This window comes from Bremerella sp. TYQ1 (assembly GCF_020150455.1).
Classification (GTDB): Bacteria; Planctomycetota; Planctomycetia; order Pirellulales; family Pirellulaceae; genus Bremerella; species Bremerella volcania_A.
On record NZ_CP083740.1, the window covers coordinates 2,879,792 to 2,893,772 of the forward strand.

Below are 13,981 nucleotides of genomic sequence, written 5' to 3' on the forward strand. Positions count from 1 at the left end.
TGGGCCTGGCATGTCACCTTTTTTTATTGCGTGAACTCCCCCGATGAATGTGGTATACCAGGGATGCGTCAATGGCAGACATGGTACAGGGGACGTGATTGATGAGCATGAACGAAACGGATTGGACGGCATTCTTACAGTCGTATTCGGCCGAACTGGCTTCGCGTGAAGAGCGTTTGAACTGGGCCGAAGTGCCTCAAGAAGCACGCGACAAACGCTGGCTCGGTTACCCGCCGGCCACCGACGATCAAATCGAGGCAACCGAATCGCGCCTGGGAATTACGCTGCCGGAAGATGTCCGCGCGTTCTATCGCGTCTCGAACGGATGGATGCTTTGCGACAACAGCATCTACGACCTTCGACCGCTGGAAGATTGGTGCTGGCTTCGCGAGGGCGATTCCGACTTGTGGGAGCTTTGCCAGAGCGATGAGTTCGCGATCGAAGATGACGACGACTATGGGCACGAACAAGGGACCAAAGTTTGCCGCTCGTTGCTGCTCAACACACGTGGTGACGACGCCAGCATGCTGTACGACCCCTTCGCCAAGGAAGATGACTTGAAGCTTTGCTTTGGTACCTGGGCGTCATGGAATCCGGCAATGGAGTGGACGGCGACGACGCTTTCTGAATACTTCGTCAACGAACGCGAGATCACCAATCAGGTTGATTCGGCCTGAGCCGCTTCCGGGGAGGAATGTTCTTCCGCGTCGCAGGCTTCGACGTTCGGCTGGACATCCTTCGGCTGAAACACGAGGCATTCGGAAAGCTTCCCTTTCGCCGCCTCCAACTGTTGCGGCGTAATCTCGCAATCGAATGCCACCGCCACAATTCCGCGCGGTGGCAGCAAGTTGAGAACGGTCAGCCGGTCGAGTTCTTCCGGCGTCAGCGGGCGGGTAAACTTGATATTAAACTCTTGCCGCAGCGGCCAGCCTCCTAGGCCGAACGCCTTACCACCGAGATCGGATACGACCTCCATCGCGTCGGTTTTGCGCGCTTTCCACGCATAATAATCGGCCGTACAACCGATCATCATCAGCCCGACCAATCCATAGATCGCGTGCCGGATACGAAACTGCTTTGGAAAGAATTCCATGGCAGACCTTACACAATGGCAACGAATTGAAAGCCGCAACGCAGATCATTTCCCACGGCATCCCCAGCGGATGCTGTACCATGCGGCGACAGCCCAAGCCGCGCTGAAGGCTGCTCCGAGAACAGCTTGCAGAACGCCTTCTTTCGCCCCTTCACCGACAGAAACCAAAGCGATTACCGGCGCGGCAATCAACATTATCCAGCCATTGAAGCGAGAGGTTTTACGCGCGTTGACTTGCTGCTTGTGGTACTGCTTTTCGAGACGCCTCTGCGTTTGAACAGGGTCTTTGCTTCTCCGGAAAAGAATGAAGTGATTGTGCAACAAGCCAATAACGGGAAATATTGCATAGAACAGGAAACCATAAAAATGGTTTACATTCCCCGTTATCAGCCAAACGACGAGCCCCACCACTGCGAGCAACATCGCAAAGCCAAGCCACAAAACATCTGCAATCCACCGCCACTGCGAATGGATCTGAGCAAGGTGTTCAGGATCTTCCGTCGAGTCATCCATAACTCTATTGTATCGCCGCAGGCCTGGGCGTCATCGTTTTTGCCAGACAATACCAGCCATCGATTTGTTCCGACATTCGACTGCGTGCCGAATAACCGGCAGGAACGCAAGCGAACCAAAGGTTTCTCCACTTCCGATGTGCCGACGATTAGCCGGCGGAGCTCTCAGCTTTCACTTCCTTGGCCGTATCGACGTACGACCACAGCACGAGCGTCGTCAAAATCGAGGCATTGACGCTCAAAGCCCAGAAACGCCAGTCTTGATTGGCAGCACCATACTGGCTGTCATAAATCGACAAAGCGATCATCAAGATAGACCCCAGCGTTGCCAACTGCCAACGCAGCCAGTTACCTATGCCGAACAAGATAGATAGGCAACCACTCACGATGTAGGTCCAAGGGCTATCAATCAGTTGGCTGACGTACGACGCCCCTTGTTCCAACATCAGATAGCCCAGGGCGATACGCCCACTTCCTACAACAATATTTAAAACGGCCATGGCCTGAAACGGATTCATGAAGGGTTCTCCTCGTCTCAAAAATTCGTGCAACGACTCACTCGCTGAAGGCCGCAAATGGTATGCCCAGAACGAAAACGGAGAATTCCTCGGAACGGACGTCGATTTCGTCCTATATTAGGTGGGTTATTTTCAGCCCAGAGCGACCGTGCAGACACGCGTTATTTCCGGTTAATAACCATCGCTTCCGCATGAAAAGGGGTTCTCATGATTCGGTTTCTACAGTGCTTGGTAGTTTCGTGTTCGTTTCTCGTGCTCGCGGGACTCGGCATCGCGATGGCACACGATAACGAAGGGCCTTTGAAGGTCACCACGCTGGTGAAGTCAACCGACGCGTGGGATGGCAAGCCGCTGCCGAGCTATCCGAAAGGGCAGCCAGAGATCACGATCTTGAGGATCATCATTCCCGCAGGGGAAAGAACGCCGCTGCATATTCATCCGGTCATCAACGCTGGCGTGCTGCTACGTGGAGAACTGGATGTCCACATGGAGAACGGCAAGCACTTGAAGATGAACGCAGGCGACTCCCTGATCGAAGTGGTCGACAAGCCGCACTGGGGTCAGAACAACGGACGTGTCGACGCCGAGATCGTTGTCTTTTATGCTGGCGTCAAAGGCGAATCGCTCACCGAAAAACTGGATGAGCACGACCACCCCATCAAGCCATGATCTTCTTCCTGGGAATTGAAACTGAGCATGAACAATCCATTTCAGTCCCCGTCCGATCTCCCCCACGAAATGACGCCGGCGCCGTGGTGGTATCTGTGGTTCTATCAGATCGTATACCCGGCCCAATACCTGGGCACGCTGATGCTGGTGCTCTATTGGTTCGGAGCATTGACCGAGCTTGCCGGCGGGATTGCCGTTGGTATGATCGCTGTCGCTTGGGGCGGCTCGTATCTTCTGCCGAAGCTGGCCGGTAACCCGCCGGAAGCGTATGCAGTGCTCGATAGTCGATTGCTGAAGACCCGGGAACCGTACTACCGCCACGTCATGCAGCAGTTCCTCAATGGCGCGACGCTTGTTTACGATGGCGTCGCGTTTGGAATTCAGCCAAGCGGAGAGCTTAACGCTGGCATCTTTACCCGGTTCGAAGAACTTGGAGAAACCGAAGCGAAAGTCATCACCGACCATGCTCAAGCGATGTACGACTTCCTAGTTGAGCAGTCCGCTGAGTTCGAATCCGCCGCGCAAGGCCGAGCATTTCGTATCTGGGTAATGTCCGGACTCGATCCGCACGCCGCAGTCGTCTGCAGGATGAGCGACGGCAAGCTTTATTGGCAAGATACCTGAGCTTGAGGCGCCGTTGGAACGGCGAGCCTAGTCTTCAGGGAAGAACGGAAACAGTTCTCGCAATTCTTCCGGCGTGACCTGACGGCCGTATTCGCATACCTCGAACGTTTCGGCAAAGTCGATTTGACTGCCTGCTTCTTCTCCGTACCACTGCTGCAATACGCCGCGGAATCGCTTGGCTTCCGCGCCTTGGCGTTCGACCCAGCGGTCGTGCAGCCATTTGCGCCGCAGCTCTGGCTTCGAAGCTGGAGGAACTTGAGCGACGAACTCTGGACTGCCGAGCGCGCCCCCTTCGTACGCTTGTGATTCGAGCGCCGACAGGGCATCAATCTTGGCGTCGAACACATCGTCTAGAGCGACGGCGACGTCGGGTCGAAACGGATAAGGCTTCAGGAATCGGTCGCTCGAATAAAGAAAGACCGGATTCTCTTTCAAAGCCGGGCTATCGGGACAGAAGTAAGGAACCATCACCATGAACGCAGCATCTTGGACCAATTCGCCGACGCTACGGTGGTCGGGATGATAGTCCCAAGGACGGTGACTGATCACAATGTCCGCTTTCCAATCCCGAATCAGGCGTGTGATCGTACGGCGGTTTTCGAGCGTTGGCATCAGCTCGCCGTCATGAATATCGAGCACCTCCGACACCACGCCCATTCGCTTGGCCGCTTCGGCCGACTCCTTAGCACGCCGTTGGGCCAGTTCTCCGCCGGCCATCTGCCAATGTCCAATATCGCCATTGGTAACGGAAACCAACTTCACGTGATGCCCCTGCTGGGCCCACTTGATGGCCGTGCCGCCACACTTGTATTCGGCATCGTCCGGATGAGCCCCGAAACAAATGATCCGCAGCTTCTTATCATCCTGCCGATGGGTACCATCGGTGGTGGATTGAGCTGAGGCCTGTTGAGCGACCGCCACTTGAAAACTGACAGCCGCAACCACGACCGACAACAACGAACAAACGAACATTTTTCGCGTCAACAACTGCATAGGAAAGTCACTGCGAGGAGAGAGAACCGGAGACGTTTAATTGGCCATTAGCTTCCCAGCATAGCCACGCCAGGCCAACAAAGTCGAGCCCTGAAACCGTCAAACCAACTCGATTTATTCCATTTTAAGCCAGGAAATAGATCGTGACATCATTTTAAGGAAAGTCGGAGATCCGCATACCTACCTGGTGGCAAATAGCAAGCCGAAGAAAATATCGAGCATGAAACGTTGAGCGGCGTGAATTTCGCTCTTACACTGGCGGTGACATCGGCGATGCTATCCAGAGCTTGCCCATCGACAGCGGGTTTCCCCTTAGAAGAGGCAAACGTGGACTGGCTCGATCAATTGAACGCTCAACGTCGCGCCGAACGTGGCGAAGAGGAGCCTCCGACGCCGAAAACTGCTGCTCCGAAGCCTTTCGCGATTGTAACGCTATGTCTTCTGGCAGTCGCCCATATTGGGCTCATCGATTGGGCGCGCAACGCGGTCCATGAATATCGCTTGGCGATAATGCTTCATGGCATCATGCTCGGTTTTTGGATCGGCGTCGGCCGTGGTCCGTTTTGGCTTCGTTGGGCAAGCTTAGGTTTTCTGGCAATCTATTGCCGGCTGTTGGACGATCCTGATCCAATTCTCTTTAGAAACCTTCACACAAGACTGCACTATTCAACGCTGGAAATCGGCTTGCTGGTGGCATTCGTCGCGATTAACAGTTACATCGTACCGAGAGTCCTTGGCCCTGGCAGAAAATGGAGTGTGCCACAGTTTTCGATCGGACGTATGCTGCTTGGAATCGGAGCGGTCGCGTTCGTTTGCCAGATGTGGCGTTTTGCTTTGGCAGAAATCTCACCGGACGAAAAGTACTGGCCCGGCTATGCTGCCGACGTTTGCACACTGCTTACAGTTGCCGTGACCGTTGCGGTCGTTGCCAGTCCGCTTCTTTATGGAGAGAAGCGGACACGTCGTAAGATTTACTGGAGAGCATTCGGTGCCGTGATCACCATTCCCCTTGCCTATGCCGTACTACATTGGTTGTTTACCGGCTATGGTGATGCCGACGTACCGATCGGGGTGATAACATTGGTTCCGATCTTTGTCCTGCTGCTCTATCCCATGACGTACGGAACCCGTGGCGTTGGCTATCCTTGGATTAAGCGATTGGACGAGCCGGTGGATGCGTGACCAGGTTACTTAGCTTCGACTGGAATTTGAACTTCCCAGAGACGCTTTTCTTGATCGGTCATGGGGCCGTGATAACCGAGCCGACGTGGGTCGCCGTTGCGTTTCCACTTAGGATGATCGGCGAGCCAGTTTTCTAGTTTCTCGAGCGAGGCTTGGTAGACCTTCTCATTCATTTTTCCCTGGACGCCGATGGTGACGAATGTTCGACCGGGATGATCCAAGACGTCGACCTGACCGAGTCCGTCACCGGTGCTGCCCTGCTTCGTGGTGCGGTAGAGAAACTCCATCTCCACTTTGCGGTCGTCTTTTGATTCGCCGCTGTAGGTGTTGACGACGGGGGCAGTCATGGCGATGTCGTTCGCTTTGATATGAGCGAACAACTGCCAGAAGAGAAGATTGTCAGCCCGATCCATCTTCATGCCGCTTTGGGCGACCGCACTGCGATAGGCGGGATACTCCTTCACGGCGATCTCGCCAGGCGCGGTTGGTTCCGGCCAGCCTTCAGGAAGCGGCGCGTCGACTTCGGCGGGCTTGGCATGCCCAGGCGCATCGTCGGCCGATGCCACTGCCGAAGAAACCAATAAGATTCCTAGCGAGCATAATCCAGCTATGAGCGCGGTCTTCATCGTCCGATTCCTTATCTGGTGGCCTAAATTGCGGTTCTGAAAATCCAAAACCGCAAACGAGCGCACCAGATAACACCGGTTTCAACCGCTGGAATCCATGGAAGCTTTACTCTTCCACGGTTCCAAACTTAAAGCCTTCGTAGATCGCGATCCCGTAGAAGACCAAGTCCATCGGCGAGAAGGTATCGTACATCAGTTGGAAGGTGTAGCTGTAGTCGAAACCGAACAGCGCCGAGACGTAGCTGACGTCGGCACTGTCAGCCACCATGCCGATGATGGCCAGGAAGTTCCCCAGAACACAGCCAAACAAGGAAAGCCCGGCTCCGACAATCCCGAACACCGGCGATCCACCGTTGCCGCCCAGACGCACGGCAATCCCCACGAGAAAACCGATACCGACGGCGATGATGCCAAGTTGATAACCAGTCACCAACGTAACGGTGGCCCAGATAGCGGCACCAATCACCGCGGCGATGGTCCCGGCGATGATTGCCAAGGGCAAATTGCTTGTCATGGAACTTTTCTCTTAATGCCAAGAAGTACTATGGCAAGCGTATACTACGTTCGCCCCGTATGGGGGTGATTTTTAGCAGATGGAGGAAGCTATTACTAGCATTTTATTCGTATCATAACGAAGCCACCCCACGTCTCTTCGCCATCTGCGCACCGCAAGCGACCGCGTTTACGACTTGCTCTTCAATTCGATGGCCGGAATGGTCGTTTGGTCCGCAGAGATCGACACCTTTAGCGGAGTTTTCTCTTGACTACGGTACTGATTCGGCACGATGCTTTGGCCGCCCATTTCGGCAGGCACTTTATCGACGACCACCGAGTACTCGCCAGCGGTGATGGGATTGTTGGGATCGCTGGCAATGGTGAACTTTCCACTGGAATCGGTCGTGCTGTAGTGTTCGCCGCGAGCCGAACTACTATTCGCAATGAGCTGAACGCCGGCGTTCTCGAGGGGATTGCCGTCGAGGCTGACGGTGCCAGAATAAACTTTTGCTTCGCTAGTACAACCGACACAAAGCAAAGCTACGAGCAGCGCGCACAGCGAACCGGAGAGGATTGAGGACTTCATGGTTCCATCCTGTTGGGAGGTGAAAGTCCCGCCGCGATGAAATGGCTCACCGCGATGGGCAAATTGGATTAAGAATCAGCCGAGCATTAGTATTCGCCAACCACGTTTCCATCGATTGGGTTGGTCAGGTTTTGCCAGACAGCAGCTTCCACGGTGCCGGCGACGCCGCGCACGCTTCCGTCGCCCAGGCCGATGTTCATCGTGCCAGGGTGAGGCGAACTTCCACCGCTGCTCGAATCGCCGGCACTGGTATAAACCGGCGTGATCTGGGGAACAGGACATGCTCCGCCATTTGGATTGCGTCCGCGACAGATCTGCGGAGCCCATGTTCCTGACGAGTTCGCCCACAAGCTCGACTTGCTTGAAGTGCACTGGCCGTATCGTTCTCCAAAGAAAACTGTATTGGAAAGACCATCGGTGATCGAAGCAATGTTCGACGCCCCTTCCTGGTTGTTGTTCGACTGGTCGCAAAACGCCATGAAGTTCACGCCGTAGTTACATACTGCGTGCGTTCCATCAGGCCCTGTCGGGTAACCATACCCACTTGCCCCCGCCGGGCTGCGTTCCGAAGGGCAACGATACGCTTCGATGATATAGTTGTTCACACGTCGGCTATTAACGGTGCTATCCATGTTGCCGCCGGCGTCAATCGCTTTGTCGTAGAGGGCGTTTTCTTCGATGTATGGCAGCAAATGAAAGAAGAACGATCCAGCCAGGTTGTTGAAAGGACCCTTACGTTCGACTCGAGCATTGTGCGCACCAGACTTACCACCAGCCGGCGGAAAGACACGGTACGTATCGTGAACGTTATGCGAAGCGATCAGCAACTGCTTGATCTTGTTGGTGCATTCCATTCTTCGAGCAGCTTCACGAGCCTGCTGCACGGCAGGAAGCAATAAGGCAATTAGAACTCCGATAATCGCAATGACGACTAGAAGTTCGACGAGTGTAAAACCTCGGCGCAATGCCATAGAAACTCCTTCAAGTGCATGATGATGAGATAGGAGATAAGACTTCTATTCCGAAGCCCCGGAATAGCAATTTCGTGATCCGTTCATGGAATGGGGTTATGAGTGCGGGAATCACGCTTGACTCAATGTTCGCATCAACCAAGTTTTTTTATTCCCAATATCATTAGAATTTTTATTGCATATACCAGTCAGGCGATTCCCTTTTCCTTGAGAGGTGAGTCGCCTGACAATCTTTCGCAATCGGCAAAGGCATTAAAGTTAGCCACCGCTGGGCCACGATACCGCGTAGTAGGCCATTGCGCGCGGACTGCGGCCAGGCAGTTGCTAGCGGAGTTTTCCAGTAAGGAGCGCCTCCGCGGCGTGGGCCAATTCCCTGTGGACTTACCGTTGAAGTTGATGCTGTATGCCTCTTTCATGGATGAACAGAAGCACTGCGATCTGCTATCTCGCCCTGCTGGCGTGTTCTGCCAGTATGCGCGGAGCGGTAGCCGAAACTTGGTTTCATGACACCCCACCGGTCTACGAAGACTTTCTCTCAGAGTTTGGGCAACCGGCGAGTGCCTCGGCTAGGTCTCGAACGTGGAACGGTAATGTTCGCCCGGTCGCTTACGTCGAACCGGTCTTGCTAGACGAAACGCCTGACTTGCAGCCAGCCCAGCTGACGCCCCCTGCCCCGCCGACGTTGCGTTCGATCGGAATCGCCTATCGCCAACCGAGTGCTGAGACACTTCCGGAGGTGCCTGATTCGGTAGATCCGGTACTGCAGAATTTCGACTCCAGCCGGTTTCTCAGTGAGTCCAACAGTTTGAACGTCGGCTTCGACTTTTACTCTGCCCCATCATTTGATGATGGTTTGATCATCTATGGGGACAACGTTGCAATGAAGATTGGCGGGTATGTGAAAGCCGACTTCATTTACGACTTTAATCCGATCGATTCGACCGATTCGTTTGTCACAACGACCATTCCGGTTGGGGCACCACCGAGAACGAACTCTCGCTTCCATGCGCGGCAGACACGTATGAGTTTTGATACCCGTTGGTTGACTAGTTTCGATCAAACAGTGCGGATCTATGTGGAAGGTGACTTCTTCAGCGACGACGACCAGTTTCGCCTTCGGCATGCTTACGGCGAGTCAGGTTCGCTTCTGGTTGGACGAACATTTACGACATTTACCGATACGTCAGCCGCTCCAGCAACACTCGACTTTGAAGGGTCGGTTTCGTCCGTGAATCGTCGACAAGCTCAAGCACGCTGGACGACACCGATTCTGCACGATGAATGGGAACTGGCGTTAGCCGTAGAAGATACCCGGTTTATTGTGGTCGCCCCGCCAGGCATCGTTGGCGAATCGCGTTCCCCTTCGCCAGACTTCGTGGGGCACCTTCGTTTGGACAAAGACTGGTGTCAATTTCAAGTGGCAAGCTTGCACCGGATTGGTGGTTTCCAACCGGATGGGCAAGAGGTGCTGACCAAGTACGCATGGGGCTTCAACTTCACCGGAGTTGCCAAAGTGCGTCCCAATACCAAAGCGTATTATCAGATTGTCTTTGGCGAAGGGATCGGCAGTTATCGTGGTCTGCCCGATGCGGCGCCTGTCTCGGCAACGCAAAGCGATTTATTGGGCCTGATGGGCTGGATGGTTGGTGTGACTCACGACTGGAACGACCGTTGGAGTTCTAACTTTACCTATGCGGAAAACAGCCTCGACAACACGCCCGGCCAGGCCCCCGACGATGTGCATCGAACGACCTACTTGGCCGCCAACATCATTTGGCAACCGACCGAACGATTCCGCGTCGGTACAGAATACCTCTACGGTATTCGCGAAAACGTGAACGGCGATACCGGAGCGGCGAATCGTTTGCAAACGTCGTTTATTTTTGATCTTCCGTAATCAATCCCATCGAGCTGATGCACCGCTTCACCGCATCGGCAGAACGGTGAAACGCCGCTTGTTCTTCTTCCGAAAGTGGTGGCTGCAAGACCCGTGTGATCCCCTGTCGGCCGATCACCGCTGGCAAGCTTAAACAGACATCGTTCACCCCAAATTGTCCGTCGATCAGCACGCTGACCGGCATGGTGTGGCGAAGGTCGTATACGATGCTATCCAAGATCATCATCGTTCCCAGCGCAATACCATAGCTGGTATGCCCTTTGAGACGCGAGACTTCGTAGCCAACGTTCACCGTCCGTTCAAACAGCTGACGCGACGTGTCACTCGGATAAAACCGCTCACCTCCGGTCACGGAAATGGAATGCGCCGCAAACTGCGTATCGCCATGTTCGCCGAGAATATACGCGCGGATATCGTCGGCATGGATCTCCAATTCGGTCGAAAGCATTGCTCGATAACGAACGCTATCCAGTAGCGTGCCGGTACCGATGACGCGATTGGCAGGAAACTGGGAAAGCTTCCACGCGGCATAGGTCAACGCATCGACCGGGTTGCTCACCATAATAATGATGGCGTTGGGACTTGCTTCGGCCAGCGGTGGGATCCAATGCTTGAGTATGGCTAGGTTATCGCCGGCAAGCTCCGAGCGTTTTCGGTTAGGATCGCCATACGGTACCGATGCGGTGAAGATGATTACATCGGAACCGGCCGAATCGGGAATGTCGCCGGCACGGATTCGCATGCTGCTGTTTTGCGTGGCCGTGGCATGCATGAGGTCGATCGCTTCTCCCTCAGCCGTATCGCGTGTCCGGTTGAGGAGCAGCAGTTCGTTGGCCATCGGGTTAATAGTTGCAGCAAACGCAATTGCCGCCCCGACTCGACCGGTGCCGACGATGGTGATTTTCATTTGAAGTCTTCTTCGTCCTGCTTGAGCTTTTGAGTGATAAACTCCCACGCTCCCTCAAGACTATCGAAGATTGCGGCCCATTCCCAGGCGTCCTTTGCCGAACGAATTTCGAAACTTAAACGACCAAGCCCTTGGGAACAAGGAATGTCACGCAGAACCTTCAATCGTATCATTCGCCAGGAAAGCGTCGTCACGTTTTATTTCTTTTTCTTTCGCCGCTCTCCCTTGGCTTTCCAATTGCCGTAGGTATCGGTCAACACCTGGTCCACCTTCGAGCGATCTTCGCGATGGAGAAAAGCTGCCAACATGGGGTCGTCCGACGATTTCATCTGAGCGACAAGCTCATCTTGTAGTTGCTTGATGGTATCGGCGTATTTTTCATTCTCGATGAGATTATGAAGACAGTTCGGATCGCTCTGTAAATCGTAAAATTCTTCCGGCACGCGATGCCGAAACAGATCGACGCGGGCCTGAATGGCAGGGTCGTCTTGGGCGGCACGATTCATGGCGACCATCGTCTTGCCTTCATTGTTGTTACGATACCAATACTTACCATCGCTGAAGGGATTATAGATGTAGCCGAACTTTTCGTTCTGCACGCAGCGCATTGGAACGGCGGCCCCGCCTGCTTTGGAATCGATCTGCGTGAAGACGAATTCGCGTCCCTCTTGGTTTTGCCCCTTGAGTAGCGGCAGAAAAGACCGCCCGTCCAAGCCATCTGGCCCTGCGACCTGGGTGACATCCAAGAAGGTAGGAAAGAAGTCGACCACCGAAACGAAATGTTCGTCATCAACACTCCCCGCTTTGATCTTGCCAGGCCACCGAACCAGAAGCGGTGTTCGTGTGCTATGGAACCACGCATTGCACTTAGCGAACGGTACCGCGATTCCGTTATCCGTGATGAACAGCACGAGCGTATTGTCAGCTTCCCCTGATTCCTTCAGGGCTTGCATCACTTTGCCGAAGGTATCGTCCAGGCGGCGAGTCGAATTCAGATAGGTGGCCAGTTCCTCGCGGATCCCTGGTAGATCGGGCAGGAAACCAGGCACGTCGACTTCCTCCGCGGAGTAAACCTTGGACGGCATCGCGGCTCCCTTCGTCAATCGCTTTGGGTTGCAATAAGGACGATGCGGATCGTGCGAATTGACCATGAAGTAGAACGGCTTACCGGCGTCGCGGCACTGCTTCAAGAACGTTTTCGTTCGCTGGTAATAGATCTCAGGGTTGCGACCGTTACCGAGATCGTTTTGATCGAAGCTGTAGTCCCATACCATCGACTTCTTCGGTGTGGAATGCGAGACTTTACCTAGAATGCCGGTATGATAGCCGCCTGCTTTCAACGTCGTGACGATGTCAGGCACGTTCTCGCGAGCCGGCATAAACCCCATTGCCCCAGATCGGTGCCCGTAACGTCCCGTTGCGATGATCGCTCGGCATGGAGCACAAATGGCGGCGTTCACATGGGCCCGATTGAACTTGATGCTTTCGGCCGCGAAAGCATCTAAGTGGGGCGTCAAACCTTCAGGCTTACCGCCATAGGCCCCAAGTGACTCTGCGTGAAGATCATCGGCGGTGAAGAGCAAGATGTTCGGGCGATCCGCCGCAATCGAAGGGCTGGCAACGAGCACAAGGAGAACGACCAGCAGTGAGGTTTTCATGAAAAGCTCTCCATATCCGAAGCGTCTCTTAAAGGAGCAAAGAGCCTTATTGTAGATAGCTATTTCCATGAGAGCTAATTGAATACTCCATGAATTGCGATTGATATTATGGCTCTATCAATTTGTTGATTTCTGCTTTGATCGCGTCTGGGGGATCGATAGAATGTGCGGCACCTACCACACGGCCCCTCCCCAGAGCTTGGCATGACGTTTGAAGACCGCCTTCTCGCACTTAATTTAGTTGGAATTTTGTTTGTCACATTTTTCCATGTGATCTTCTTTCGCGCGGCGATTGCGCTGTTTAATCGCTTGTTCGCAGAGAAAGAGGCGTCACCAGCCAAGGTGAACGCCGATAAGCAGAAAAACCCCAATGCACCGATCGGTGAGCCTTCCTTTTTCGCGACCTACTTGTTCCTGGCCGGAGTGAGCATGGTGTTCGTGATCTTCTGGCGAGTCGTTGGCCCAAACGCGGTATTCAACCTGGGGATCGACCCGAATAATGCGATGTTCAACTGGAAGATAGTGTTGCTGATGCTGTTCACCAACACCTTTCTGCTGGCGATCATGGTGACGCACTTCCTGGATACCACATACCCGAAAGCGTTGCTGATTTGCGTTTTCCAATCCTTGATTGGAGGCGCAACAGTAGGTGGCTTGATCGCGTTTTATCTGGTGACTAATCCAAGCTAGAAAGTCACCGCTAGGCTACGAATGCCGCGTAGTAGAAAACCCACCCAGTGACCGCGGTCAGCAGCATGCCAATCGCCGCGAGTCGCGCCCAGAAAATATGCGTCAGGCTGTAAGGGCTTGGCTGGGCCGGATTCGGAAACTTCACCAGGCCATGCCAAATGACGAAGATCCACAGAAATGGCGTGGGGATGGCAAACAGCAAGTGAAAGTAAAGCAGACCATGCACGGTCGCCGAGCCAAAGCTGGATGGTTCCGCTAACGCTTCCCAGTCGGTGAAGAAGCGGACGTCGATCTCGAACGCCGTCACCGCGACAAGCAGCACGATGCCGGTGATTATCTGGATCCACTTGTGCAATTCGTAGAGACGACGGTAACGCACGAGGTAAATGCTCGCTCCGAGCACGAGAATAATGCCGAACATCGCCACGAAGACGAAGTCGATCATGATCGAGCCGCGCGTCGGTAAAAAACCAGCGTTCTGAGCAAGTAGTGGTAAAGCGTTCATCCATTCGCCCCATTGCGAGCCGATTGGTGGAAATTCAATGGTGGCTCGCACAGTT

At 54.1% G+C, this 13,981-nt stretch carries 18 protein-coding genes; 6 read left to right on the forward strand and 12 right to left on the reverse strand.

Going from position 1 to position 13,981, the window contains the following annotated elements:
* The first annotated feature begins 101 nt into the window (after positions 1 to 101).
* The gene (locus LA756_RS11340; RefSeq protein ID WP_224439989.1) at positions 102 to 677 is read left to right on the forward strand and encodes an SMI1/KNR4 family protein; all 576 of its coding nucleotides are present in this window, start codon (positions 102 to 104) and stop codon (positions 675 to 677) included.
* Here LA756_RS11340 and LA756_RS11345 read toward each other — a convergent pair.
* From LA756_RS11345 to LA756_RS11355, 3 genes are all read right to left on the reverse strand, one after another.
* Positions 659 to 1,093, reverse strand: a complete 435-nt coding sequence (locus tag LA756_RS11345; RefSeq protein ID WP_224439990.1) for a hypothetical protein — start codon at positions 1,091 to 1,093, stop codon at positions 659 to 661. The genes LA756_RS11340 and LA756_RS11345 overlap by 19 nt on opposite strands.
* Before the next feature lie 45 nt (positions 1,094 to 1,138).
* Positions 1,139 to 1,606: a hypothetical protein gene (locus tag LA756_RS11350; RefSeq protein WP_224439991.1), complete on the reverse strand. Its 468-nt coding sequence runs from the start codon at positions 1,604 to 1,606 to the stop codon at positions 1,139 to 1,141.
* Between the two features lie 148 nt (positions 1,607 to 1,754).
* Positions 1,755 to 2,123 carry a hypothetical protein gene (locus LA756_RS11355; RefSeq protein WP_224439992.1) on the reverse strand — a complete coding sequence of 123 codons (369 nt, stop codon included), beginning with the start codon at positions 2,121 to 2,123 and terminating at the stop codon, positions 1,755 to 1,757.
* A gap of 207 nt (positions 2,124 to 2,330) precedes the next feature.
* Between LA756_RS11355 and LA756_RS11360 the strand changes: the two genes are divergently transcribed.
* Both LA756_RS11360 and LA756_RS11365 read left to right on the forward strand, forming a co-directional pair.
* Positions 2,331 to 2,792, forward strand: a complete 462-nt coding sequence (locus tag LA756_RS11360; RefSeq protein ID WP_224439993.1) for a cupin domain-containing protein — start codon at positions 2,331 to 2,333, stop codon at positions 2,790 to 2,792.
* Between the two features lie 27 nt (positions 2,793 to 2,819).
* Entirely contained in the window at positions 2,820 to 3,416 is a 597-nt protein-coding gene (locus tag LA756_RS11365; RefSeq protein ID WP_224439994.1) for a hypothetical protein, read from the forward strand.
* Between the two features lie 27 nt (positions 3,417 to 3,443).
* Here the strand turns inward: LA756_RS11365 and LA756_RS11370 are convergent, their stop codons facing one another.
* Entirely contained in the window at positions 3,444 to 4,409 is a 966-nt protein-coding gene (locus tag LA756_RS11370; protein ID WP_224439995.1) for a PIG-L deacetylase family protein, read from the reverse strand.
* Between the two features lie 327 nt (positions 4,410 to 4,736).
* On the opposite strand from LA756_RS11370, the gene LA756_RS11375 reads away from it, so the two are divergent.
* Complete coding sequence (locus LA756_RS11375; RefSeq protein ID WP_224439996.1) at positions 4,737 to 5,591, forward strand: hypothetical protein; 855 nt, start codon at positions 4,737 to 4,739, stop codon at positions 5,589 to 5,591.
* A gap of 5 nt (positions 5,592 to 5,596) precedes the next feature.
* Here LA756_RS11375 and LA756_RS11380 read toward each other — a convergent pair whose 3' ends face one another.
* The 4 genes from LA756_RS11380 to LA756_RS11395 all read right to left on the reverse strand — a co-directional run bounded on the left by LA756_RS11380 (position 5,597) and on the right by LA756_RS11395 (position 8,269).
* Positions 5,597 to 6,217, reverse strand: coding sequence for a heme-binding protein (locus LA756_RS11380; RefSeq protein WP_224439997.1), 621 nt, complete (start codon positions 6,215 to 6,217; stop codon positions 5,597 to 5,599).
* 106 nt (positions 6,218 to 6,323) lie between these two features.
* Entirely contained in the window at positions 6,324 to 6,731 is a 408-nt protein-coding gene (locus LA756_RS11385) for a hypothetical protein (protein WP_224439998.1), read from the reverse strand.
* A gap of 168 nt (positions 6,732 to 6,899) precedes the next feature.
* On the reverse strand, positions 6,900 to 7,298 hold the full coding sequence (locus tag LA756_RS11390) for a carboxypeptidase-like regulatory domain-containing protein (protein ID WP_224439999.1): 399 nt from the start codon (positions 7,296 to 7,298) through the stop codon (positions 6,900 to 6,902).
* A gap of 86 nt (positions 7,299 to 7,384) precedes the next feature.
* Positions 7,385 to 8,269: a DUF1559 domain-containing protein gene (locus tag LA756_RS11395; protein ID WP_224440000.1), complete on the reverse strand. Its 885-nt coding sequence runs from the start codon at positions 8,267 to 8,269 to the stop codon at positions 7,385 to 7,387.
* A gap of 418 nt (positions 8,270 to 8,687) precedes the next feature.
* Here LA756_RS11395 and LA756_RS11400 point away from each other — a divergent pair, with 418 nt between their 5' ends.
* Positions 8,688 to 10,166: a DcaP family trimeric outer membrane transporter gene (locus tag LA756_RS11400; protein ID WP_224440001.1), complete on the forward strand. Its 1,479-nt coding sequence runs from the start codon at positions 8,688 to 8,690 to the stop codon at positions 10,164 to 10,166.
* Here LA756_RS11400 and LA756_RS11405 read toward each other — a convergent pair.
* From LA756_RS11405 to LA756_RS11415, 3 genes are read right to left on the reverse strand one after another with little or no spacing between them, the layout of a single operon-like run.
* Positions 10,147 to 11,073: a lactate/malate dehydrogenase family protein gene (locus LA756_RS11405; protein ID WP_224440002.1), complete on the reverse strand. Its 927-nt coding sequence runs from the start codon at positions 11,071 to 11,073 to the stop codon at positions 10,147 to 10,149. The genes LA756_RS11400 and LA756_RS11405 overlap by 20 nt on opposite strands.
* Complete coding sequence (locus LA756_RS11410; protein WP_224440003.1) at positions 11,070 to 11,267, reverse strand: hypothetical protein; 198 nt, start codon at positions 11,265 to 11,267, stop codon at positions 11,070 to 11,072. The genes LA756_RS11405 and LA756_RS11410 overlap by 4 nt, the downstream gene beginning before the upstream one ends.
* A gap of 3 nt (positions 11,268 to 11,270) precedes the next feature.
* Entirely contained in the window at positions 11,271 to 12,731 is a 1,461-nt protein-coding gene (locus LA756_RS11415; protein ID WP_224440004.1) for a sulfatase, read from the reverse strand.
* Positions 12,732 to 12,935: 204 nt separating this feature from the next.
* Between LA756_RS11415 and LA756_RS11420 the strand changes: the two genes are divergently transcribed.
* Positions 12,936 to 13,421 (forward strand): hypothetical protein, encoded by a 486-nt coding sequence (locus LA756_RS11420; protein WP_224440005.1) that lies wholly within the window; start codon positions 12,936 to 12,938, stop codon positions 13,419 to 13,421.
* 10 nt (positions 13,422 to 13,431) lie between these two features.
* Here LA756_RS11420 and LA756_RS11425 read toward each other — a convergent pair whose 3' ends face one another.
* The gene (locus LA756_RS11425) at positions 13,432 to 13,977 is read right to left on the reverse strand and encodes a DUF420 domain-containing protein (protein ID WP_224440006.1); all 546 of its coding nucleotides are present in this window, start codon (positions 13,975 to 13,977) and stop codon (positions 13,432 to 13,434) included.
* Between the last annotated feature and the right edge of the window lie 4 nt (positions 13,978 to 13,981).